The organism is Pseudomonas sp. S1(2024) (assembly GCF_046557535.1).
Map to the genome: position 1 here is coordinate 68,524 of NZ_JBKGFP010000003.1, position 20,704 is coordinate 89,227.

Annotated in this window: 17 protein-coding genes; 3 read left to right on the forward strand and 14 right to left on the reverse strand. The window is 63.9% G+C overall.

Features of this window, described 5'->3' with window-relative positions; all coding sequences use genetic code 11:
- The first annotated feature begins 65 nt into the window (after positions 1–65).
- On the forward strand, positions 66–1,739 hold the full coding sequence (leuA, locus tag ACLCGK_RS04235; RefSeq protein WP_410951355.1) for a 2-isopropylmalate synthase: 1,674 nt from the start codon (positions 66–68) through the stop codon (positions 1,737–1,739).
- Between the two features lie 236 nt (positions 1,740–1,975).
- On the opposite strand, the gene ACLCGK_RS04240 is transcribed toward leuA, so the two are convergent.
- From ACLCGK_RS04240 to zwf, 3 genes are read right to left on the reverse strand one after another with little or no spacing between them, the layout of a single operon-like run.
- Complete coding sequence (locus tag ACLCGK_RS04240; RefSeq protein WP_025337874.1) at positions 1,976–2,656, reverse strand: bifunctional 4-hydroxy-2-oxoglutarate aldolase/2-dehydro-3-deoxy-phosphogluconate aldolase; 681 nt, start codon at positions 2,654–2,656, stop codon at positions 1,976–1,978.
- 17 nt (positions 2,657–2,673) lie between these two features.
- On the reverse strand, positions 2,674–3,387 hold the full coding sequence (gene pgl, locus ACLCGK_RS04245; RefSeq protein WP_410951356.1) for a 6-phosphogluconolactonase: 714 nt from the start codon (positions 3,385–3,387) through the stop codon (positions 2,674–2,676).
- Positions 3,374–4,843 (reverse strand): glucose-6-phosphate dehydrogenase, encoded by a 1,470-nt coding sequence (gene zwf / locus ACLCGK_RS04250; protein ID WP_013971130.1) that lies wholly within the window; start codon positions 4,841–4,843, stop codon positions 3,374–3,376. Before zwf ends, pgl begins: the two co-directional genes overlap by 14 nt.
- Before the next feature lie 211 nt (positions 4,844–5,054).
- On the opposite strand from zwf, the gene hexR reads away from it, so the two are divergent.
- The gene (gene hexR / locus ACLCGK_RS04255; RefSeq protein WP_169774905.1) at positions 5,055–5,918 is read left to right on the forward strand and encodes a DNA-binding transcriptional regulator HexR; all 864 of its coding nucleotides are present in this window, start codon (positions 5,055–5,057) and stop codon (positions 5,916–5,918) included.
- Here hexR and ACLCGK_RS04260 read toward each other — a convergent pair.
- From ACLCGK_RS04260 to edd, 11 genes are all read right to left on the reverse strand, one after another.
- Positions 5,911–6,765 carry a D-hexose-6-phosphate mutarotase gene (locus ACLCGK_RS04260; RefSeq protein WP_410951357.1) on the reverse strand — a complete coding sequence of 285 codons (855 nt, stop codon included), beginning with the start codon at positions 6,763–6,765 and terminating at the stop codon, positions 5,911–5,913. The genes hexR and ACLCGK_RS04260 overlap by 8 nt on opposite strands.
- Positions 6,766–6,881: 116 nt before the next feature.
- Positions 6,882–8,174, reverse strand: a complete 1,293-nt coding sequence (locus ACLCGK_RS04265) for a carbohydrate porin (RefSeq protein WP_410951365.1) — start codon at positions 8,172–8,174, stop codon at positions 6,882–6,884.
- A 101-nt stretch (positions 8,175–8,275) separates the two neighbouring features.
- Positions 8,276–9,430 (reverse strand): ABC transporter ATP-binding protein, encoded by a 1,155-nt coding sequence (locus tag ACLCGK_RS04270; RefSeq protein WP_410951358.1) that lies wholly within the window; start codon positions 9,428–9,430, stop codon positions 8,276–8,278.
- A 3-nt stretch (positions 9,431–9,433) separates the two neighbouring features.
- A complete protein-coding gene (locus ACLCGK_RS04275) occupies positions 9,434–10,279 on the reverse strand; it encodes a carbohydrate ABC transporter permease (protein ID WP_003257967.1) in 846 nt (281 codons plus the stop codon).
- The gene (locus tag ACLCGK_RS04280) at positions 10,272–11,180 is read right to left on the reverse strand and encodes a carbohydrate ABC transporter permease (RefSeq protein ID WP_217190040.1); all 909 of its coding nucleotides are present in this window, start codon (positions 11,178–11,180) and stop codon (positions 10,272–10,274) included. The genes ACLCGK_RS04275 and ACLCGK_RS04280 overlap by 8 nt, the downstream gene beginning before the upstream one ends.
- Positions 11,181–11,360: 180 nt before the next feature.
- Positions 11,361–12,647 carry an ABC transporter substrate-binding protein gene (locus ACLCGK_RS04285; RefSeq protein WP_039612764.1) on the reverse strand — a complete coding sequence of 429 codons (1,287 nt, stop codon included), beginning with the start codon at positions 12,645–12,647 and terminating at the stop codon, positions 11,361–11,363.
- 104 nt (positions 12,648–12,751) lie between these two features.
- Positions 12,752–14,002 (reverse strand): AGE family epimerase/isomerase, encoded by a 1,251-nt coding sequence (locus tag ACLCGK_RS04290; protein ID WP_410951359.1) that lies wholly within the window; start codon positions 14,000–14,002, stop codon positions 12,752–12,754.
- Between the two features lie 240 nt (positions 14,003–14,242).
- On the reverse strand, positions 14,243–15,697 hold the full coding sequence (locus tag ACLCGK_RS04295; RefSeq protein WP_043935373.1) for an ATP-binding protein: 1,455 nt from the start codon (positions 15,695–15,697) through the stop codon (positions 14,243–14,245).
- Positions 15,678–16,403, reverse strand: coding sequence for a two-component system response regulator GltR (gltR, locus tag ACLCGK_RS04300; protein ID WP_410951360.1), 726 nt, complete (start codon positions 16,401–16,403; stop codon positions 15,678–15,680). Before gltR ends, ACLCGK_RS04295 begins: the two co-directional genes overlap by 20 nt.
- A gap of 108 nt (positions 16,404–16,511) precedes the next feature.
- Positions 16,512–17,471, reverse strand: coding sequence for a glucokinase (locus ACLCGK_RS04305; RefSeq protein WP_410951361.1), 960 nt, complete (start codon positions 17,469–17,471; stop codon positions 16,512–16,514).
- Positions 17,468–19,294, reverse strand: coding sequence for a phosphogluconate dehydratase (gene edd, locus ACLCGK_RS04310; RefSeq protein WP_015269093.1), 1,827 nt, complete (start codon positions 19,292–19,294; stop codon positions 17,468–17,470). The genes ACLCGK_RS04305 and edd overlap by 4 nt, the downstream gene beginning before the upstream one ends.
- Positions 19,295–19,559: 265 nt before the next feature.
- On the opposite strand from edd, the gene gap reads away from it, so the two are divergent.
- On the forward strand, positions 19,560–20,561 hold the full coding sequence (gap, locus tag ACLCGK_RS04315) for a type I glyceraldehyde-3-phosphate dehydrogenase (RefSeq protein ID WP_003257961.1): 1,002 nt from the start codon (positions 19,560–19,562) through the stop codon (positions 20,559–20,561).
- The last annotated feature ends 143 nt before the right edge of the window (positions 20,562–20,704 follow it).

Sequence of the window (20,704 nt, forward strand, 5' to 3'; positions counted from 1 at the left end):
CTCGCCTTTTATCTCGTTATCGCTCGGCAGGCCCGATCTCGGCCGCACACAAAAGGATTGCTTCCATGACCATGCTCAAAGACCCTTCGAAGAAATACCGCGCTTTCCCGACCATCGACCTGCCTGACCGTACCTGGCCGTCGAAGACCATCACCGCCGCGCCAATCTGGTGCAGCTCCGACCTGCGTGATGGCAACCAGTCGCTGATCGAGCCAATGGATTCGGAGAAGAAACTGCGCTTCTGGAAGACCCTGGTGCAGGTTGGCGTGAAGGAAATCGAAGCCTCGTTCCCGTCCGCCTCGCAGACCGATTTCGACTTCGTGCGCATGCTGATCGAAGACGGCCACATCCCGGACGACACCACCATCCAGGTGCTCACCCAGGCCCGTGAAGACCTCATCGCCCGCACCTTCGAGTCGCTGCGCGGGGCGAAGAAGGCCATCGTCCACCTGTACAACGCCACCAGCCCGTCGTTCCGCCGCATTGTCTTCAACCAGGACAAGCAAGGCGTGAAGGACATCGCGGTGAACGCAGCCAAGCTGTTCGTCAAGTACGCCGCCCAGCAGCCGGAAACCCAGTGGACCTTCCAGTACTCGCCGGAAACCTTCAGCGCCACCGAGATGGAGTTCGCCAAGGAAGTCTGCGACGCGGTCATCGAGGTGTGGAACCCTACCCCCGAGCACAAGATCATCCTCAACCTGCCGGCCACCGTGGAAGTGTCCACCCCGAACATCTACGCCGACCAGATCGAATGGTTCTGCCGTAATGTGAGCCGTCGCGACAGCGTGATCATCAGCCTGCACTGCCACAACGACCGTGGTACCGGCATTGCCGCCACCGAACTGGGCCTGATGGCCGGTGCCGATCGTGCCGAAGGCTGCCTGTTCGGCAACGGCGAGCGTACCGGTAACGTCGACCTGGTGACCCTGGCGCTGAACCTCTACACCCAGGGCATCGACCCGCTGCTGGACTTCTCCGACATCGACGGCGTGCGCAAGGTGGTCGAAGAGTGCAACCAGCTGCCGGTGCACCCACGCCACCCGTACGTGGGCGACCTGGTCCACACCGCGTTCTCCGGCTCGCACCAGGACGCCATCCGCAAGGGCTTCGCCAAGCAGCAGGAAGGCGAACGGTGGGAAGTACCTTACTTGCCGATCGACCCGGCCGACATCGGTCGCAGCTACGAGGCGGTAATCCGCGTCAACAGCCAGTCGGGCAAAGGCGGCATCACCTACCTGCTCGAGCAGGAATACGGCATCAGCCTGCCGCGCCGCATGCAGATCGAATTCAGCCAGGTAGTACAGGGCGAAACCGACCGCCTGGGCCTGGAAATGACCGCCCAGCAGATCTACAGCCTGCTGCACAAGGAATACCTGCAGGCCAACTCCCCGTATGCGCTGGTCAGCCACCGTCTGCAGGAAGAGAACGGCCACAGCGCCGTGGAAGTGGAAGTCGCCGGTGAAGGCGAAACCACCCTGCACTGGCGCGGCAAGGGCAACGGTGCACTGGAAGCACTGGTGGCCGGCCTGCCGATTGCCGTGGAGATCATGGACTACAACGAGCATGCCATTGGCGCCGGCACCAATGCCAAGGCCGCGGCCTATATCGAACTGCGCGTGGCCGGTGGCCGCCCTGTGCATGGTGTGGGTATCGATGAAAACATCACCACGGCCAGCTTCAAGGCATTGTTCAGCGCGCTGAACCGCTCGCTGAGCCAGCAGGAAGCCAAGGCGGCCTGAGCCATACCGCATGAATGAGAAAGCCCGCATCGTTTGATGCGGGCTTTTTTGTTGGCCTGTGCCTGCCTCTTCGCGGGCTTGCCCGCTCCCACAGGTACTGCACAGCTGCCGAGAGCGGCGCAATCCTGTGGGAGCGGGCGAGCCCGCGAAAGGGCCCGCACAGGCAATGCAAAAACTGCAGGCAAAAAAAGGGGCGCCGACCAAGCGCCCCACAAGCCGTAAAGCACACAACAAATTCAGTTGGCGTCCAGCAGCGCCATCGCTTCCGCACTGCACGCCTCGATCCGCGCCCAGTCGCCGTTCTTGATCCAGCTGCTGTCGAGCATCCAGGTACCACCCACGCACATCACATTGGGCAACGCCATGTAGTTGCGCACGTTGGCCGGGTTCACCCCGCCCGTAGGGCAGAAACGAATATCGCCGAACGGGCCGCCAAAGGCCTTGATCGCCGCTACCCCGCCGCTGATCTCCGCCGGGAACAGCTTGAAGCGGCGGTAGCCCAGGGCGTAGCCCATCATGATTTCAGACGGTGTGCTGATGCCTGGCAGCAGCGGGATCTCGCTGTCCACACCAGCTTCGAGAATGTCCTGGGTAATGCCTGGGGTAACGACGAATTGCGCACCCGCAGCTTCAACCGCGGCGAACATGCCGCGATCGAGCACGGTGCCGGCACCGACACAAAGCTCCGGGCGCTGCTCGCGCAACACCTGGATGGCCTTCAGGCCATATTGCGAGCGCAAGGTCACTTCCAGGGTACGGATACCGCCGGCGGCCAGGGCATCAGCCAGCGGCAGGATGTCTTCCTCACGGGCGATGGTGATCACCGGCAGGATGCGCGCCTTTTCGCAAATGGCGTCGATCCGTGCGGCTTTGTCGGCCATCGAGAGCTTGGGCTGTGGGCGTTCAAGGGTGGTCATGACTGTGGATCCTTGGCTCATGGGCACCAGTAGATGTCCAGGGGGGCGTGAAGAAAAGCGCGTATCGGCATTTCGGAAAGGTCGGTGCCAGCCAGCGCGGCGCGCAGGGTAGCGAGTTTGCCCTGCCCTTGTACGGACAGCGCGATAAAGGCGGAACTGGCCAGCAGCGAGCGGGTCATCGAAAGGCGCTGGCGCGGCACGCTCGGTGCCAGCAAAGGCAGGCAGCGGCGTGGGTTGGCCAGGTCGAGGCCTGCTTCCAGGTTGGGGCTGGCGGGGAACAGCGAAGCTGTATGGCCATCATCCCCCATGCCCAGCACCAGTACGTCAATTGGCGGCAGCTCGGCCAAGGCCTGATCGGCCTTGCCTGCAGCGGCATCAAGGTTCTCCGCCTGCTGGTAAAGACCAACGAAGCGGGCCTTGGCCGCCGCGCCCTTGAACAGGTGGCGCGCCAGCAGGCCGGCGTTGCTGTCGGCATGCTCCACCGGCACCCAGCGCTCATCGGCCAGGCTGACGGTGACCTTGGCCCAGTCGAGGTTTTCGCTGGCCAGCTTCTCGAGAAACGGTACCGGGCTACGGCCGCCGGATAGCACCACGCAGGCCTGGCCCTTGGCGGCAATGGCTGCGCGCAGGCGCTCGGCCACGTCATGGGCCTGGGCTGCGGCCAGAGCCTTGGCATCCGCCAGCTCATGTACCGTCACAGTCGCTGGCAGTTTCAGTTCAGATATCCCCATACCACGCCCTCCCATCGCGTGTGATCAGTGCAATCGAGCTCATCGGCCCCCAGGAGCCTGCGGCGTACGGCTTGGGCGCATCGCCTGCGTTACGCCAGCCAGCAATCAGCTGGTCGCACCACTTCCAGGCATACTCGATTTCATCCTTGCGCACGAACAGGTTCTGGTTACCGCGCATCACTTCGAGCAACAGCCGCTCGTAGGCATCCGGGATCCTTGCACTGCGCCAGGTATCGGAGAAATTCAGCTGCAACGGGCCGCTGCGCAGTTGCATGCCTTTATCCAGGCCCTGCTCCTTGGTCATCACCCGTAAAGAAATGCCTTCGTCCGGTTGCAGGCGGATGATCAGCTTGTTACCGATCTGCAAACGCTGTTCCGGAGCGAAGATGTAGTGAGGCGTTTCCTTGAAGTGGATGACGATCTGCGACAGTTTCTGCGGCATGCGCTTGCCGGTACGCAGGTAGAACGGCACCCCCGACCAGCGCCAGTTGCGGATGTCGGCACGCAGTGCGACGAAGGTTTCGGTGTCGCTCTGGGCGTTGGCGTTGTCTTCTTCCAGGTAACCGGGCACAGGTTTGCCATCGCTGTAGCCGGCGATGTACTGGCCGCGCACCACACGGGTGCTCAACCCTTCGCCGGTGATCGGTGCCAGGGCCTTGAGTACCTTGACCTTCTCGTCACGGATGGCGTCGGCCGACAGTTCGCTGGGCGGGTCCATGGCGATCAGGCACAGCAGCTGCAGCAGGTGGTTCTGGATCATGTCGCGAAGCTGGCCGGCCTTGTCGAAGTAGCCCCAGCGGCCTTCGATACCGACCTTCTCGGCGACGGTGATCTCCACATGGGAGATGGAATTCTGGTTCCACTGGGTTTCGAACAGGCTGTTGGCGAAACGCAGGGCGATCAGGTTCTGCACTGTTTCCTTGCCCAGGTAGTGGTCGATGCGGTAGACCCGGCTCTCTGGGAAGAACCGAGCCACAGCATCATTGACCCGGCGCGACGACTCCAGGTCGTGGCCAATGGGCTTCTCCAGCACCACTCGGGTGCGTGCGGCCAGCCCGGCCTTGTCGAGGTTTTCGCAGATGGCCCCGTACACCGCCGCAGCGGTTGCGAAGTAGGCAATCAGCGGCAGCTCGTCCGGCAACTGCTCGGCCAGGGCCTGATAGCCCTCGGGCTGGAGGAAATCCAGGTGCTGGTAGCTCAGCCTGGCGAGGAAACGGCCCAGTGCGGCGGGTTCGATATCGGCCTCGGGCACATGCCGGCGCAGGTGCGCCTCGATGCTGTCCAGGTGGCCCTGCGCGCTACCGGCCTCGCGGGCCAGCGCCAGCAGGCGGGTTTCCGGGTGCAGCAGGTTGGCCCGGTCGAGCTGATAGAGGGCAGGAAACAGCTTGCGCAATGCCAGGTCGCCTAAGGCGCCAAACAGGGCAAAGGTGCAAGGTTCGACACTGATCGCAGCCATGATGTTGGTTCTTTCCTAAAGTTGGTCTAGGAATACCGCTTTCACATACGGTTTTCAAGGGATAATGTAGTAAAAACCACAACATTACACACAAGTGTTACAGACAAGTGGTACGTCAAACGCGCCGACAGTACGATAGACGACCGTGCAAAAAGCCTGCTGCTCCAACAGCCGGCTGCCTTCCCGACCCAAGGACACACCCATGGACCGCGTGCGAAACCTCCTGGAACAGATCCAGGGCCGCCTCGACGAGCTGAACAAGGCCGAACGCAAAGTCGCCGAAGTCATCCTGCTCAATCCGCAACAAGCCACCCGTTTCAGCATCGCTGCGCTGGCCCAGGCGGCCAAGGTCAGCGAACCGACCGTCAACCGCTTCTGCCGCTCGTTCGGCGTCAGCGGCTACCCCGAGCTCAAGCTGCAGCTGGCGCAGAGCCTGGCCAGCGGCGCCGCCTACGTCAGCCGCGCGGTGGAGGCTGACGATGACCCGGCAGCCTACACCCAGAAGATCTTCGCCAGTGCCATCGCCTCGCTCGACAGCGCCTGCCAGCAGCTCGACCCGCAACAGGTCAGCCGTGCCGTGGACATGATGATCCAGGCCCGGCAGATCCACTTCTTCGGCCTGGGCGCCTCGGCCCCGGTGGCGCTGGACGCCCAGCACAAGTTCTTCCGCTTCAACCTGGCAGTATCGGCCCACGCCGACGTGCTGATGCAGCGCATGCTGGCCTCGGTGGCGCACACCGGCGACCTGTTCGTCATCATCTCCTACACCGGGCGCACCCGCGAACTGGTCGAGGTGGCCCGCCTGGCCCGGGAAAACGGCGCCTCGGTACTGGGCCTGACCGCTGCCGGTTCGCCACTGGCCAATGCCTGCAGCCTGAGCCTGCACATTCCGCTGCCGGAAGACACCGACATCTACATGCCGATGACCTCGCGGATCATCCAGCTGACCGTGCTCGATGTGCTGGCCACTGGCATGACCCTGCGTCGCGGCGTGGACTTCCAGCCGCACCTGCGCAAGATCAAGGAAAGCCTCAACGCCAGCCGCTACCCGATCGAGGACGACGAGCTCAACTGAGCCGGTGTGCCTGCAGGCGCAGGTGGGCACGCTGCCCCGGCGCCAGGCTCAGGCCCTCGCCACTGCCGCTGGCGGCCTCGACACAGACGAAGCGCTGGCATTCACGCCCGGTCACGCCCATCAGCGGGCGGTTGCCCGGGTGCCACACCACCGTGTCATCGCTGTCACCGGTATCGATGCACAGCTCGCGCTGCCAGGCCGGGTCCTGCAATTGCACCCGCGGCGTGCCGGGGTAGACCTTCTGGCAACCGCCCTTGAGCTTCAGCGCGCCATCTTCACGGCAGGCCTGGCGGTTCAGGCGGTCGTAGCCTTCGATATCCTCCAGCCCGGACAGCGCTATCTCGGACACGTCACTGATGCGCCAGTAGGCCAGCAGGGCATGGCTCAGCTGACAGGGTTCGCTGTCCTGGTGCTCGGTGCTCAGGCTCAGCTCCATGCGGCTACCCAGCCGGGCATGCAGGTCGACCTGCCAGTCGCACAGGTTCAGCCGCCATTTCAGGGTTACGCCCTCCTCGTCCTCGCGGCTGTCCACCAGCTTCCAGTCGAGCAAGCGCGCCCAGCCATGGGCGGGCCACAAGTCCTCGCTGGGGTGGCGGCCATACCATGGCCAGCACACCGGCACACCACCGCGGATCGCCCCCACCTGCGGCCACTGCTCGGCGCACCACAGCCAGGGCCGTTCACCCGCTGGTTGAAAATGCAGCAGTTGCGCACCCTGGCGGCTGAACACCGCCTGGCAACGGGGATGGTCGATGATCAGCACATCGCGCTGCTGGTAACGCTCCCACTCGAATGTCGGCCGGGGCCGCTGCGAGGTGAAGAAGCGATGGAGCGGATGTTCGGGCATGGTTCAGAGCTCTTGTTGTTTGAGATAGCGCTGTCTCGGCCTATCCCCGACAACCACTGAAGACCAGTGGTTGCCGGGTACCGAAGTGGATTGGCGTAAATTTACAACAATTGCTCTCAGAATGACGACTGAATCTTCAACCCTGCGACCAGCGCGTTATCCACCTCATCCACGCCGCCGGGGCTCTTGATGTACTGCAGGTTGGGCCGCACGGTCAGCCAGTTGGTGACGTGGAAGCCGTAGTAGAGCTCGGCGTTGTACTCGGTACGCTGCAGCGGCACGAAGCCTGGGTTGTCGTAATCGCTGATACCGCTCTGGGCGTTGAGCAGTTCGGCGCGTTTCTTCACATCGTCATTCACATGAATGCGCGCCACGCCAAAGCCGATATCGTCCTTGGGCCGGGCGTCGAATGCGCCTTTGTAGACCAAGCCCAGTTGCTGATAATTGTCGACGACGTTGGTAGCCTTGTCGTGCACGGTGAAGTTGGCGAACAGGCTCAGGCCACGGTTTACATCGCCGCCATGGGCGGTGACCTGCTGCTGTGCCACCACCCACCAGCCATGCTTGCTGGAGTGCGACTTGAAGGCCTCGCCCGTCAGCGCCTGCGGGTTGCCGTTGACGTCATCGAACACATCGTCGGCCTTGGCCGTGCTGTAGTAGTAACCCAGGCGGTACTCGCCCGGCAGGCCATTGACCTTGGGTGACCACACCGCTTCCACCGGCAGGATCGCGCCTTTGGTGCCGCTGCCACTGAGCTTGAAGCCGTTGCCGGTTTCCAGGTTGGAAGGGTTCTGCTCGAAGGCACCGACCTGAACGAAGAATTCCGGGGTGATGTTGTATTTCACCCGCAGCGCCCACTGGCTGACCGGCCAGTTGTACCAGATGCCGCCAACCCAGTTGCCCACCTGCGAGCCGCAGAAGGCCAGGTTCTGGAAGTCGCAGGGGAAACTGTTGAAGTCCTCGCCCTCGCCGAAGCGGCCGAATTTCACGTCCAGCGCACCGTCGAAGTACTTCTGCTTGACCCACATCTGGGTCAGGCGCCAAGTCTGGCCGCGGCCCCACACTTCCTGCACCGAGCTGAACTGCCCGGCGCGCGGGTCGCTGATGCGGTCGTTGGACAGGTTGCGGCCGCTGCGCTCGGTGATCGCCAGCTTGAACTCGGCGTCGTGCCAGCCAAAGATTTTCTGCAGGTCCAGGTGCGCGCCGAGGGCGAACTGGTCGCTGTAGCGCGCAGTCTTGTCGTCGTTGTATCCACCGTGCAGGTTACCGGCAACCTCGCCGACGTAATCGAGGGTGAAGTCATAGCCCTTTTCCAGCAACTCGGTGCGGGTGCCGCCCCAGTCGCCGGTCATCCACTTCGATTCGCTGGAAAAAGCTTCGGCAGCCTGAGCGCTGCTGCCAACAGCCATCGCCAGTGGCGCGAGCAAGGCCAGCGAGCCCAATGTCCTGATGCGTTTGCGCTGTTCCATCCCTTTGCGTCCTCTTTTTCTTATTTGATGGTGTAGACGAGTTATCGGCCCTTGAAGTGCGCCACGTTGTCTTTCATGGTTGCAGCAGTGGTGGCCAGGTGCAGGCGCTCGCCGCTGGCGGCGTCGAACAGCAGCACCCGGGCTGGGTCGAATTGCAGGTTCAGGTTATCGCCGCCCCGGCACGCCACATCCGGCGCCAGGCGGCAGCAGACCTTGGTCTGGTTGAGGGTGACGAATACCAGCAGGTCTGGCCCGGTGGGCTCGGTCACCTGCACCTCGGCGCGAATGCCGGGCAGGCCATTGCCCTCGGCTGCACCCAGGGCAATCTGCTCGGGGCGGATGCCGAGGATGACCTCGCGGCCATCCATCTCGTCCGCGGCCATTCCCAAGGGCAGCTCGCAACGCGCCTGGCCGCTGTCGAGCACGGCCAGCAGGCGCCCGTCCTGTTGCGTGAGGCGCACCGGGATGAAATTCATCGGCGGCGAGCCGATGAAGCTGGCGACGAACTGGTTGGCCGGATCGTTGTAGATCTGCTGCGGGGTGCCGAACTGCTGGATGATGCCGTCCTTCATCACCGCCACCTTGTCGCCCAGGGTCATGGCCTCGATCTGGTCATGGGTGACGTACACGGTGGTGGTCTTCAGGCGCTGGTGCATCAGTTTCATTTCGGTGCGCATCTCGACGCGCAACTTGGCATCGAGGTTGGACAGCGGTTCATCGAACAGGTAGATCTTCGGCCGCCGTGCCAGCGCCCGGCCCATGGCCACGCGCTGTTGCTGGCCACCGGACAGCTGCGCCGGCTTGCGCGCCAGCAGGTGCTCGATCTGCAACAGCTTGGCCACCCGCGCCACTTCCTCGTCGATTGCAGCTTGCGGCAGCTTGCGGATCTTCAGGCCGAATTCGATGTTCTCGCGCACGCTCATGGTCGGGTACAGCGCGTAGGACTGGAACACCATGGCGATGTCGCGGTCCTTGGGGCTCATGCCGCTGACGTCCTGCTGGTCGATGAGTATCGCGCCGCCGGTGATCTGCTCCAGCCCGGCGATGCAGTTCATCAAGGTCGACTTGCCGCAGCCCGAGGGGCCGACCAGGATCAGGAACTCGCCATCCTTGATCGACAGCTGGATGTCCTTGAGGGTGTCCGGCAAACCGCTGCCGTAGGTCTTGTTCACATTGCGAAGTTCGAGCGTTGCCATGACTTACCCCTTTACCGCGCCAGCAGTCAGCCCGCGGACGAAATATTTGCCTGCCACCACGTAGACCAGCAGGGTTGGCAGGCCGGCGATCATCGCCGCCGCCATGTCGACGTTGTATTCCTTGGCCCCGGTGCTGGTATTGACCAGATTGTTCAGGGCCACGGTAATCGGTTGCGAATCGCCGCTGGAGAACACCACCCCGAACAGGAAGTCGTTCCAGATCTGGGTGAACTGCCAGATCAGGCAGACCATGATGATCGGCGTGGACATCGGCAGGATGATGCGGCGGAAGATGGTGAAGAACCCGGCACCGTCCAGACGCGCGGCCTTGACCAGCGCATCGGGGATGCTTACGTAGAAGTTGCGGAAGAACAGCGTGGTGAAGGCCAGGCCGTAGACCACGTGCACCAGCACCAGGCCGGTCGTGGTGCTGGCCAGGCCGAGCTTGCCGAGGGTGAACGAGGCCGGCAGCAGTACGGTCTGGAACGGCAGGAAGCAGCCGAACAGCAGCAGGCCGAAGAACAGCTGCGAACCGCGGAAGCGCCACATCGACAGCACATAGCCGTTCAGCGCGCCGATGGCGGTGGAGATAAGCACCGCTGGCACGGTGATCATGATCGAATTCCAGAAGTAACCGCTGACCGTGCTCCAGGCCTTGACCCAACCGATGCCGGTAAATACTGCCGGCCAGCTCAGCAGGTTGCCGGTGCTGATGTCTTCCGGGGTCTTGAAGCTGGTCAGCAGCATCACCACCAACGGTACCAGGTACAGCAGCACCGCCAGCAACAGCACCGCGTGGATGGCGATGCGGCTCGGGCTCAGCACCGCTTTGTCGAGAGGGCTATGCATGGCGTTTGCTCCGCAGCTCCGAGTACAGGTAAGGCACGAGGATCGCCAGGATCGCCCCGAGCATCAGGATGGCGCTGGCCGAGCCCATGCCCATCTGGCCGCGGCTGAAGGTGAACGAATACATGAACATCGCCGGCAGGTCGGACGAGTAGCCTGGGCCGCCGGCAGTCATCGCCGCCACCAGGTCGAAGCTCTTGATGGCAATGTGCGCGAGGATCATCAGCGAGCTGAAGAACACCGGGCGCAGGCTGGGCAGTACCACGCGCCAGTAGATGCGCGGCAGGCTGGCGCCGTCGATCTGCGCGGCACGGATGATCGACGGGTCGACGCCACGCAGGCCGGCAAGGAACATTGCCATGATGAAACCCGAGGCCTGCCACACGGCAGCGATCACCAGGCAGTACACCACCCGGTCGGGATCAATCAGCCAGTCCAGGCGAAAGCCCTCCCAGCCCCAGTCACGCAGCAGCTTGTCCAGGCCCATGCCGGGGTTAAGCAGCCACTTCCAGGCGGTACCGGTGACGATCATCGACAGCGCCATGGGGTACAGGTAGATGGTGCGGATGAAACCTTCGCGACGGATGCGCTGGTCCAGCAAGACCGCCAGCACTACGCCGATGACCAGGCTGATGGCGATGAACAGGCCGCCGAACAGCACAAGGTTCTTGCTTGCCACCCACCAGCGGTCGTTGTCGAACAGCCGGGCGTATTGCGCCAGGCCGGCCCATTTGTAGGTCGGCAGGAAGGTCGAGGTGGTGAAGGACAGAACGAAGGTCCAGAGGATGTAGCCGTAGAAGCCCACCAGGATGATGAACATGCTAGGCGCCAGCACCAGCTTGGGCAGCCAGCGCTGTAGCGCGTCCAGGGGTGAGGCCCGCAGTTGGGCGGTTGCTGTGGTCATGGTTCACCTCAAAGGCGCCGCACTCCCTGTAGGAACGGCCTTGTGTCGCGATGGGCTGCGCAGCAGCCCCAACGGACTCAAGGTCGATTACCTACCTTAAAGATCGAGTGCGCAGGTTATGGGGCTGCTGCGCAGCCCATCGCGACACAAGGCCGCTCCTACAACGGAATCGCGTCAGCTTTACTGGGCAGCCTTGATCGCCGCCGCCAGCTTCTTCGCCGCATCGGCCGGGTCGGCCTTGGGGTCGTTGATGTAGTTGGTCACCACATCGAAGAACGCGCCCTGCACGGCCAGCGTGGTGGCCATGTTGTGCGCCATGCTCGGCTGCAGGCCGCCATTTTTGGCATCGGCCAGGAAGTCCTTGGCAGAGGTCTGCGCGCAGGCGTCGAAACCATACTTGCCCATGTCGGCCAGCATGTCGTTGCGCACCGGGATCGAGCCCTTGTTGCTGCTGAAGACCTTCTGGAAGTCCTCACCCAGCACCTTGCGGGCAATGTCCTGCTGGCCGGCAGACGTGCCGGCGTCGTTCTGCTTGAACACCACCAGCGAGTCGATGTTGTACAGGAAGGCCTTTTCGGTGCCGGGGAACGGCACGCACTGGTAGTCCTTGCCAGCGGTTTTCTTCGCCAGGGTCCATTCGCTCTTGGCCCAGTCGCCCATGATCTGCATGCCGGCCTTGCCGTTGATGACCTTGGCCGCTTCCAGGTTCCAGTCCTGGCCTTTGCCATCCGGGTCCATGTAGGTGGCGACCTTTTTCAGTTCGGTCAGCGCCTTGACCATCTGCGGGCCGGTCAAGGCCGTGCTGTCGAGGTCGACCAGGGCCTTCTTGTAGCCATCGGCCCCCATGACCGCCAGCACCACGCTTTCGAACACGGTGCTGTCCTGCCACGGCTGGCCGCCATGGGCGAGCGGGATGAAGCCGGCGGCCTTGAGCTTGTCGGCGGCGGCGTAGAATTCGTCGAGGGTGGCTGGCGCCTTGTCGATCCCGGCCTTCTTGAAGACCTCGGGATTGATCCACAGCCAGTTGATTCGGTGGATGTTCACCGGCACGGCGACATAGTCACCGTCGTACTTGACGGTGTCCGCGACTTTCTTGTCGAGCAGTGAGTCCCACTTTTCTTCCTTGGCCACATCCTTGAGCACATCGGCGTCGAGCAGGCCGGTGGCAGCCCAGTCCTGGATGTCCGGGCCCTTGATCTGCGCGACACCCGGCGGGTTGCCGGCCACGGCGCGGCTCTTGAGCACGGTCATGGCGGTGGCACCACCACCACCGGCGACGGCGCCGTCCTTCCAGGTGAAGCCATCCTTTTCAACCTGGGCCTTGAGCACATCGACCGCCGCTTTTTCACCACCGGAGGTCCACCAGTGCACGACCTCGACACTGCCTTTGGCATCGGCAGCCAAGGCACTCAGCGGGAACAAGGAGGCCAGTGAGATTGCGGCAGCGAGACGGAGCGTGGAATTCATCGAAGCACCTTTCTTGTTGTTATGCCGTGCAAGTCGATCGCTTGCGTTGCATGAAGTCTAAACAGCGTGCTCGCCTCGCCAGGTAACGAAGCGATGCGCGAATGTCATCGTTTGGTTACATTGACGGCCAGGCTGCTGGCCAGGCTGGGTGCCAGTGGCAAGCCCGGCAGCAGCAGCGCCTGGTAGGCATGGTAGAGGTCGGGTTTGCCTGGCCAGATGGTCGCAGCGGGCTGGTTGTGTGCATCGAGCTCGTGGTGCCAGCTGCCGGCGCCATGGTCGATGAAATGGTTGGCGATGAAGTCCCAGCAACGGCGGTACCACTGTTCGTAGTGCCTGTCGCCCGTGCGCTGCAACAGTGCTGCTGCGGCGGCGCAGGCTTCGGCATGCACCCAGTGCAGGCGTGCGCGCACCACCGGGCGATCGGCCCAGTCCAGGGTGTAGACGAAACCAGGCGTGCCATCGACGCTCCAGGCCTGCCGGCAGGCTGTGTCGAATAATGCGCGGGCGCAGTCTGGCAGCCACTGCGGGGCTTGCAAGCCGGACCGTTCCAGGCTGGCCTCCAGGTGCAGCAGCAACCGCGCCCACTCCAGGGCATGCCCGGGCGTGGAGCCATAAGGCCGGAAGTGGTCTGCCGGGTGCGCCTGGTTGTAGTGCGGCAGCGGCTGCCAGAGGGCGTCGAAATGCTCGATTACCCGGTAGCCGTTGGCGGCGGCATGGGTATGGATGATGCGTTCGGCGATGCGCAAGGCACGTTGCAGCCACAGGTTGTCGCCAGTTACGTCTGCCAGGGCCAGGAAGGCCTCGACCGCATGCATGTTGCTGTTGGCGCCACGGTACTGCTCGGGCAACTGCCAGGCGCGGGAGAAGGCTTCCCGCAGGGCACCCTCCTCTTCGCTCCAGAAATGCGCTTCGAGCACCTGCACCGCATCTGCCAGCAGGGCTGGTGCACCACCAGCGCCTGCCATCACCGCCGAGCTGGCGGCCAGGGCGACAAAGGCATGCAGGTAAGCCGCCTTGCCGCTGTCGTCATGGCCACCGGGGTGGGCGAACCAGCCGCCGTAGGTGGCATCCTGCAGCGCGCCACGCAGTGCGGCCACGCCGTGTTCGGCATAGGCCAGGTAGCCGGGCACCCCCTGCAGGTGGGCCAGGGCAAAACAGTGGGTCATGCGGGCGGTGATCAGGGTTTCGGCGCGGGCACCGGAGGCAAGCAGGCCTGCGGCGTCGAGGCTACCGAAGCCATCGGGCAGTTTCGAAGCCGTGGCGAAGGCCAGCAGGCGTTGCCCTTCTGCCATGCGCCAGGCGTTGTGGGCCGGGGCGTCGAGCCAGCGGGTGGAAGCCAGGTTGGAGGTGCTCATGGGCCAGCTTGATCCTTGCCAGTCGTCTGCGAATTCTAGTGAGCGGGCCTGGATGGGAATGTCACCAAGGAGGGTGGATTTGTCACCAGTCAGTGACATTTGTGTTGCCTGTGCCTGCCTCTTCGCGGGTAAACCCGCTCCTACAGGTTTTTGCGTCAGCCTCGGAGTCTGTATGGACCTGTGAGGTCTTTGTGGGAGCGGGTTTACCCGCGAAGGGGCCAGTAGAGGCAATACAACCCTTCAGTCCATGCCCCGCGGCAGGTACAAGGTCACCCGCAACCCGCCCTCACGCAGGTTCAGCAAACTCACCTCCCCGCCATGGCTATGGGCAATGTTGCGCGCAATCCCCAACCCCAGCCCGTACCCCTGCTGCTGCCCGGCCAGACGGAAGTGCGGCTCGAACACCTGCTCCAGTTGCTGCTGCGGCACCCCCGGCCCCTGGTCATCCACCTGCAGGACAAACCCCTCGGCATTGTCGATGATGCGCAACCGTGCCCGCTCGCCGTACTTGATGGCATTGTCGATCAGGTTGCCGATGCAGCGCCGCAACGCCAGCGGCTTGCCCGGGTACGGCGCCAGCGCCCGGCCTTCGAGCGTTATGCGGCCATCGCCCAGGTAAGGCTCGGCCAGGATTTCCAGCACCTGGTTGAGGTCGACCGGCTCGATGTTCTCGTGGATGTCGGTGTCCTTCACGCACTGCAACGCGCCTTTGACCAGCAGTTCCAGCTCGTCCAGATCCTGGCTGAACTTGGCCTGCAGGCGCTCGTCCTCCAGCAGCTCGACGCGCAGGCGCAAGCGGGTGATCGGCGTGCGCAGGTCGTGGGAAATGGCACTGAACAGCTGGCTGCGCTCGGTCAGGTAGCGGCTGATGCGCTCGCGCATGCTGTTGAACGCACGCCCCACCTCGACCACCTCGCTGCCACCGCCTTCGGCCACCGGCGCTACATCGGCGCCCAGCGACATCTCCCGCGCAGCCCGCGCCAGGCGCTTGAGCGGCCAGCTTTGCCAGTGCACCAGCAAGCCGATGAACAACAGCAGCAAGGCCGTGGTCAACACGATGAAGCCGATCTGCTGACGCGGCAGGCGCTCGGCCTCCAGGCTGGTGTAGGGCTCGGGCAGCAGCGAGGCGATGTACAGCCACTCACCCTCGCCCAGGCGGATCTGGGTGACCAGCACCGGCGGGTTGAGTGGCTCCAGGGTCAGCGAGTAATGCGCCCAGGAGCGTGGCAGTTCGTCGAGCTTCAGGCCGCTGTTGAAGATACGCAGGTCGTCCGGCCCGACGAACTCCACGGAAATTTCCATCTGCGAACCCAGGCGCTCATGCAGCACTTGCTGGAACACATCGATCACCGCCTGCTTGCGTGGGGTAACGGGCAGTAGCGGCATGTCCAGCGGCTTGGCGTTGAGGGACACGAAAAAGCGCGTGCCACCCATGCTGCGCAGCTGGTCGAGGACCATCGGCCGGTACGCCACCGGCAACGAGCGGAAGTAGCTGACACTGGCACTCATCGAATGAGCCAGGCTGCTGGCGCTGGCACGCAGGCCCTGCAACTGGCTGGCGCGCAATTGGGCAACCCAGATGATGCTCGACAACCCCTGGGCCAGCAGCACTACCAGCAGGGTCAGCAGCAGCATGCGCCCCAGTAGCGAACGCGGCAGCAGACGCCAGCGCCGCTCAGGGCGCATTGCAGACATGGGCAGCCAACAGGTAACCGCTGCCGCGTACGGTGCGGATCAGCCTGGGTGGTCTGTCGGTATCGCGCAGGCGCTGGCGCAGGCGGCTGACCGCCATGTCGACGATGCGGTCCAGTGGCATCGGCTCGCGACCACGGGTGGCGTTGCCGATGGTGTCGCGGTCGAGGATCTGCTGTGGGTGGTCGAGGAACAGCTTGAGCAGGGCGAAGTCGGCGCCGGAGAGAATCACTTCCTCACCGTCGCGATGGAACAGGCGGTGGCTGACCGTGTCCAGGCGCCAGTCGTCGAAGGCCAGCACCGCACTGCCCGGTGCCGCCTGGCCGAACTCGGCGCGGCGCAGCAGAGCCTTGATCCGCGCTTGCAGTTCGCGGGGGCTGAATGGCTTGCCCAGGTAGTCGTCGGCGCCCAGCTCCAGGCCGATGACCCGGTCGGTTTCGTCGGAGCTGGCGGTGAGCATGATGATCGGTACCCGTGCCTGTCGCGGGTGCTGGCGTACCCAGCGGCACAAGCTGAAGCCGTCTTCGTCGGGCAGCATGACATCGAGGATGACCAGGTCGCAGGGGGTGGTTTCCAGCGCGCGGCGAAAGCCCTTGCCGTCGGCTTCGGCATGCACCTGGAAGCCGGAGCGGCTCAGGTAGGTTTGCAGCAGTTCGCGGATTTCCTGGTCGTCGTCGACCATCAGGATCGATTTGCCGGCAGTGCTCAAGGTGGTCCTTCCTTTTGTTAGTTACAGGTCTTTGTTGCCTGTTTCTTATTGGGGCCGCTTTGCGGCCCTTCGCGGGCTTGCCCGCGAAGGGCTGCAAAGCAGCCCCAGTCAGTGATCCAGCGCCTGCTGCAAGGCCACCCCGGCCCCCAGCAACCCGGAAAACTCCGCCGTCACCAGCCAAACCGGCACGCCAGCGAAATAGCCACTCATGCAGCCCTTGTCGGAAAAACTCTCGGCAAACCCGCTGCGCAGGAACAGCTCGGCAAAGCGCGGGATCACGCCGCCGACAATATAGACCCCACCCCGTGCGCCCAGCGTCAGAACATTGTTACCAGCGACTCGGCCGAGGAACCGGCAGAACTGCTCGATCACCGCCAGCGCCCGCGGCTCGCCGCTGAGCGCGGCATCGGTGATCTGTGCCGGGGTCTTGTGTCGGGGTGTGTCGCCGTCCAGCGAGCAGATTGCCTGGTACAGGCGCAGCAGGCCACCGCCACTGAGCACGGTCTCGGCGCTGACATGGCCGATCTGCCCGTGAATCTGTTGGTGAATCGCCGCTTCGCGGGCATTGCCCACCGGCAGGTCGACGTGCCCGCCCTCTCCCGGCAAGGCATGCCAGTGCTGTTCGCCCAGGCGCAATAGCGCGCCAACGCCCAGCCCGGTACCCGGGCCAATGACCAATGCCGGCCGAGACAGGTCCGCCTGGCCTGGGCACACTTCGCGGAACTCGCCGGGGCGCAGGCGGGTCATGCCCAGCGCCATGGCGGTAAAATCGTTGATCAGCAGCAGCCGCTCGACCTGCAATGTCTGGCAGAAGGCCACGCGGCTGAGGCGCCAGTGGTTGTTGGTGAAGCGGAACTCATCGCCATCGACCGGCCCGGCCACCGCCAGGCAGGCAGCAGTCACGCCGCCGCGGGGAATGCCCAAGCCTTCGAGGTAAGCCTCGATGGCCTGTTCCGGGCTGGTGTAGTCCTCGGTGGCAAAGACCTTCACTTCATGCAGCTGGTTGTCACGCCACAACGCAAAACGGGCATTGGTGCCGCCGATGTCGCCAACCAGCAGGTCCTTCATTTGAGGTTCTCCAGGGCCGAGGTGAACGCACTGGCGCCCTGCTCTGCCGGGCTGAACGCCATGCGCATGAAGCCGAACAGCTCGCGCCCGCAGCCCAGGTCGTTGCCCTGTGGCGCTGGCGGCAGGTCGCGGCTGGCCAATTCTTCAGCCGACACCATTACCCGCAGCGTGCCTTCGACACCATCGACCCGCACCATATCACCATCGCGCACCCGTGCCAGCGGGCCGCCGTCATAAGCCTCGGGGCAAACGTGAATGGCCGCCGGGATCTTGCCCGAGGCACCGGACATGCGACCGTCGGTGACCAGCGCCACCTTGAAGCCACGGTCCTGCAGCACACCGAGGAACGGTGTGAGCTTGTGCAGCTCCGGCATGCCGTTGCAGCGCGGGCCCTGGAAGCGCACCACGGCGACGAAGTCACGCTCCAGCTCGCCGGCCTTGAACGCATCGGCCAGCGACTGCTGGTCGTGGAACACCCGCGCCGGGGCCTCGACCACCTGGTGCTCGGGGGCAACAGCGGACACCTTCATCACGCCGCGGCCGAGGTTGCCCTCCATCACCCGCAGGCCGCCTTCGGCCGAGAACGGCCGCGCCACCGGGCGCAGGATGCTTTCGTCCAGGCTGTGCTGCGGCCCTTCGCGCCACACCAGCTTGCCGTTGTCGAGGAACGGCTCCTGGGTGTAGCGGCGCAGGCCATGGCCGGCCACGGTGTTGACATCTTCGTGCAGCAGCCCGGCATCGAGCAGCTCGCGGATCAGGAAGGCCATGCCGCCAGCGGCCTGGAAGTGGTTGATGTCGGCCTTGCCGTTGGGGTAGACGTGGGACAGGGTCGGCACCACCTCGGACAGGTCGGCCATGTCCTGCCAGGTCAGCTGGATACCCGCAGCCTGGGCAATCGCCGGGATGTGCAGGGTATGGTTGGTCGAGCCGCCGGTGGCATGCAGGGCGACGATGGAGTTGACCAACGCCTTCTCGTCAACGATTTCACCCAGCGGCATGAAGCTGCCGCTGGCCTTGGTCATGCGCGTGACCTGCTGCGCGGCCTCGGCGGTGAGCGCGTCGCGCAGCGGTGTGTACGGGTTGACGAACGAGGCGCCCGGCAGGTGCAGGCCCATCACCTCCATCACCAACTGGTTGGTATTGGCAGTGCCGTAGAAGGTGCAGGTGCCAGGACTGTGGTAGGACTTCATCTCCGACTCCAGCAGCTCTTCGCGGCTGGCCTTGCCTTCGGCGTAGCGCTGGCGCACATCGGCCTTCTGCTTGTTGGAAATGCCGGAGACCATCGGCCCGCCCGGAACGAAGATGGTCGGCAGGTGGCCGAAGCGCAGCGCCCCCATCATCAGGCCGGGGACGATCTTGTCGCAGATGCCCAGCATCAGCGCGGCGTCGAACATGTTGTGCGACAGGGCCACGGCAGTGGACATGGCGATCACTTCGCGGCTGGCGATGGCCAGCTCCATGCCCGGCTCGCCCTGAGTCACGCCATCGCACATGGCTGGCACGCCACCGGCGAACTGGCCGACCGAGCCGACTTCACGCAAGGCCTGCTTGATCTGCTCGGGGAAGTGCTGATACGGCTGGTGCGCCGAAAGCATGTCGTTGTAGGCCGAGACGATGGCCACGTTGGCCGCGTTCATCAGGCGCAGGGTCTGCTTGTCGTCGCTGCCGCAACCGGCCACGCCATGGGCGAAGTTGGCGCACTGCAGGCTGGCACGCATGGGGCCGTCACTGGCCGCGCCGCGAATCAGTTGCAGGTAGCGTTCGCGGGTGGCACGGCTACGTTCGACCAGCCGCTGGGTGACCTCAAGGATGCGCGGATGCATGTACTGGACTCCAGGCTAATTGTAAGGGCGGTTTACCGGGCATTTCCCCTCCAAACGATTGCGGCCTAGGCTCAAGGTAGAGGAGCCCGCTGCATCGGTGGAGGCACGTCGCCCAACCACTCGTTGTATGTTTAAACAAAATACTGCCACTAAAAAGGCTTGTTTTCTATCGGCAGGTGAATAATCTTGTAATTCCAACAACAAAACCGTTTCAGTGAAGCTCCTTTGTGCCACAGGTTTCACTCGGACTGCCAGAGGTACTGCCATGACCCTACGCATCGCCATCAATGGATTCGGCCGCATCGGGCGCAACGTCCTGCGCGCACTGTATACCCAAGGCTACCGCCAGGACCTGCAGGTCGTCGCCATCAACGACCTGGGCGACAGCGCCATGAATGCCCACCTGCTCAAGTACGACAGCGTGCACGGCACCTTCGACGCCAGTGTCGAGGCCGACCACGAAAGCCTCACGGTCAATGGTGACCGTATCGCGGTCAGTGCCATCCGCAACCCGGCCGAACTGCCCTGGAAGGCCGAGGCGATCGACGTGGTGTTCGAATGCACCGGGCTGTTCACCGAGCGCGCCAAGGCCGCCGCACACCTGGCTGCGGGAGCTGGCAAGGTGATTGTCTCGGCACCGGCCAAAGGCGCCGATGCCACCGTGGTGTACGGGGTCAACCATGACATCCTGCGGGCCTCGCACCAGATCATCTCCAATGCCTCCTGCACTACCAACTGCCTGGCACCGATTGCCCAGGTGCTGCACCGCGAGTTCGGCATCGAACAGGGCCTGATGACCACCATCCATGCCTATACCAACGATCAGGTGCTGACCGATGTGTACCACGGCGACCCGTACCGTGCGCGCTCGGCGACCCAGTCGATGATCCCGAGCAAGACCGGCGCTGCCGAGGCCGTGGGCCTGGTATTGCCGGAGCTGGCCGGCAAGCTGACCGGCATGGCGGTACGGGTGCCGGTGATCAACGTGTCGCTGGTGGACCTCACGGTCAATCTCAAGCGCGAGGCCACGGCCGAACAGGTCAACCAGCTGTTCCTCGAGGCCAGCAAGCATTCCAGGGTATTGGGCTACAACGCCTTGCCGCTGGTTTCCTGCGATTTCAACCACAACCCGCTGTCGTCGATCTTCGATGCCAACCATACCCGGGCCAACGGGCGCATGCTCAAGGTGCTGGCCTGGTATGACAACGAGTGGGGGTTCTCCAACCGCATGCTGGATAACTGCCTGGCGTTGTGCCGCGCCGGCTGAGCTTCTCAGCCTGGCGGCCAATGTGGGTGTGCCCCTTGTGGGAGCGGCCTTGCGTCGCGAAAGGGCTGCAAAGCAGCCCTCGGACCTCAGCGGTGGTGCTGAGACCTCCGGGGCCGCTTTGCGGCCCTTTCGCGACGCAAGGC

What these genes read in the sequence shown, in the direction of transcription:
- ACLCGK_RS04240 (WP_025337874.1), bottom strand. Translation starts at nt 2,656, where the DNA reads ATGACCACCCTTGAACGCCCACAGCCCAAGCTCTCGATGGCCGACAAA.
- ACLCGK_RS04265 (WP_410951365.1), bottom strand. Translation starts at nt 8,174, where the DNA reads ATGGCTGTTGGCAGCAGCGCTCAGGCTGCCGAAGCTTTTTCCAGCGAA.
- ACLCGK_RS04280 (WP_217190040.1), bottom strand. Translation starts at nt 11,180, where the DNA reads ATGACCACAGCAACCGCCCAACTGCGGGCCTCACCCCTGGACGCGCTA.
- ACLCGK_RS04285 (WP_039612764.1), bottom strand. Translation starts at nt 12,647, where the DNA reads ATGAATTCCACGCTCCGTCTCGCTGCCGCAATCTCACTGGCCTCCTTG.
- ACLCGK_RS04305 (WP_410951361.1), bottom strand. Translation starts at nt 17,471, where the DNA reads ATGAAGGACCTGCTGGTTGGCGACATCGGCGGCACCAATGCCCGTTTT.
- ACLCGK_RS04290 (WP_410951359.1), bottom strand. Translation starts at nt 14,002, where the DNA reads ATGAGCACCTCCAACCTGGCTTCCACCCGCTGGCTCGACGCCCCGGCC.
- gap (WP_003257961.1), top strand. Translation starts at nt 19,560, where the DNA reads ATGACCCTACGCATCGCCATCAATGGATTCGGCCGCATCGGGCGCAAC.
- ACLCGK_RS04260 (WP_410951357.1), bottom strand. Translation starts at nt 6,765, where the DNA reads ATGCCCGAACATCCGCTCCATCGCTTCTTCACCTCGCAGCGGCCCCGG.
- zwf (WP_013971130.1), bottom strand. Translation starts at nt 4,843, where the DNA reads ATGGCTGCGATCAGTGTCGAACCTTGCACCTTTGCCCTGTTTGGCGCC.
- ACLCGK_RS04270 (WP_410951358.1), bottom strand. Translation starts at nt 9,430, where the DNA reads ATGGCAACGCTCGAACTTCGCAATGTGAACAAGACCTACGGCAGCGGT.
- ACLCGK_RS04275 (WP_003257967.1), bottom strand. Translation starts at nt 10,279, where the DNA reads ATGCATAGCCCTCTCGACAAAGCGGTGCTGAGCCCGAGCCGCATCGCC.
- ACLCGK_RS04295 (WP_043935373.1), bottom strand. Translation starts at nt 15,697, where the DNA reads ATGTCTGCAATGCGCCCTGAGCGGCGCTGGCGTCTGCTGCCGCGTTCG.
- pgl (WP_410951356.1), bottom strand. Translation starts at nt 3,387, where the DNA reads ATGGGGATATCTGAACTGAAACTGCCAGCGACTGTGACGGTACATGAG.
- leuA (WP_410951355.1), top strand. Translation starts at nt 66, where the DNA reads ATGACCATGCTCAAAGACCCTTCGAAGAAATACCGCGCTTTCCCGACC.
- edd (WP_015269093.1), bottom strand. Translation starts at nt 19,294, where the DNA reads ATGCATCCGCGCATCCTTGAGGTCACCCAGCGGCTGGTCGAACGTAGC.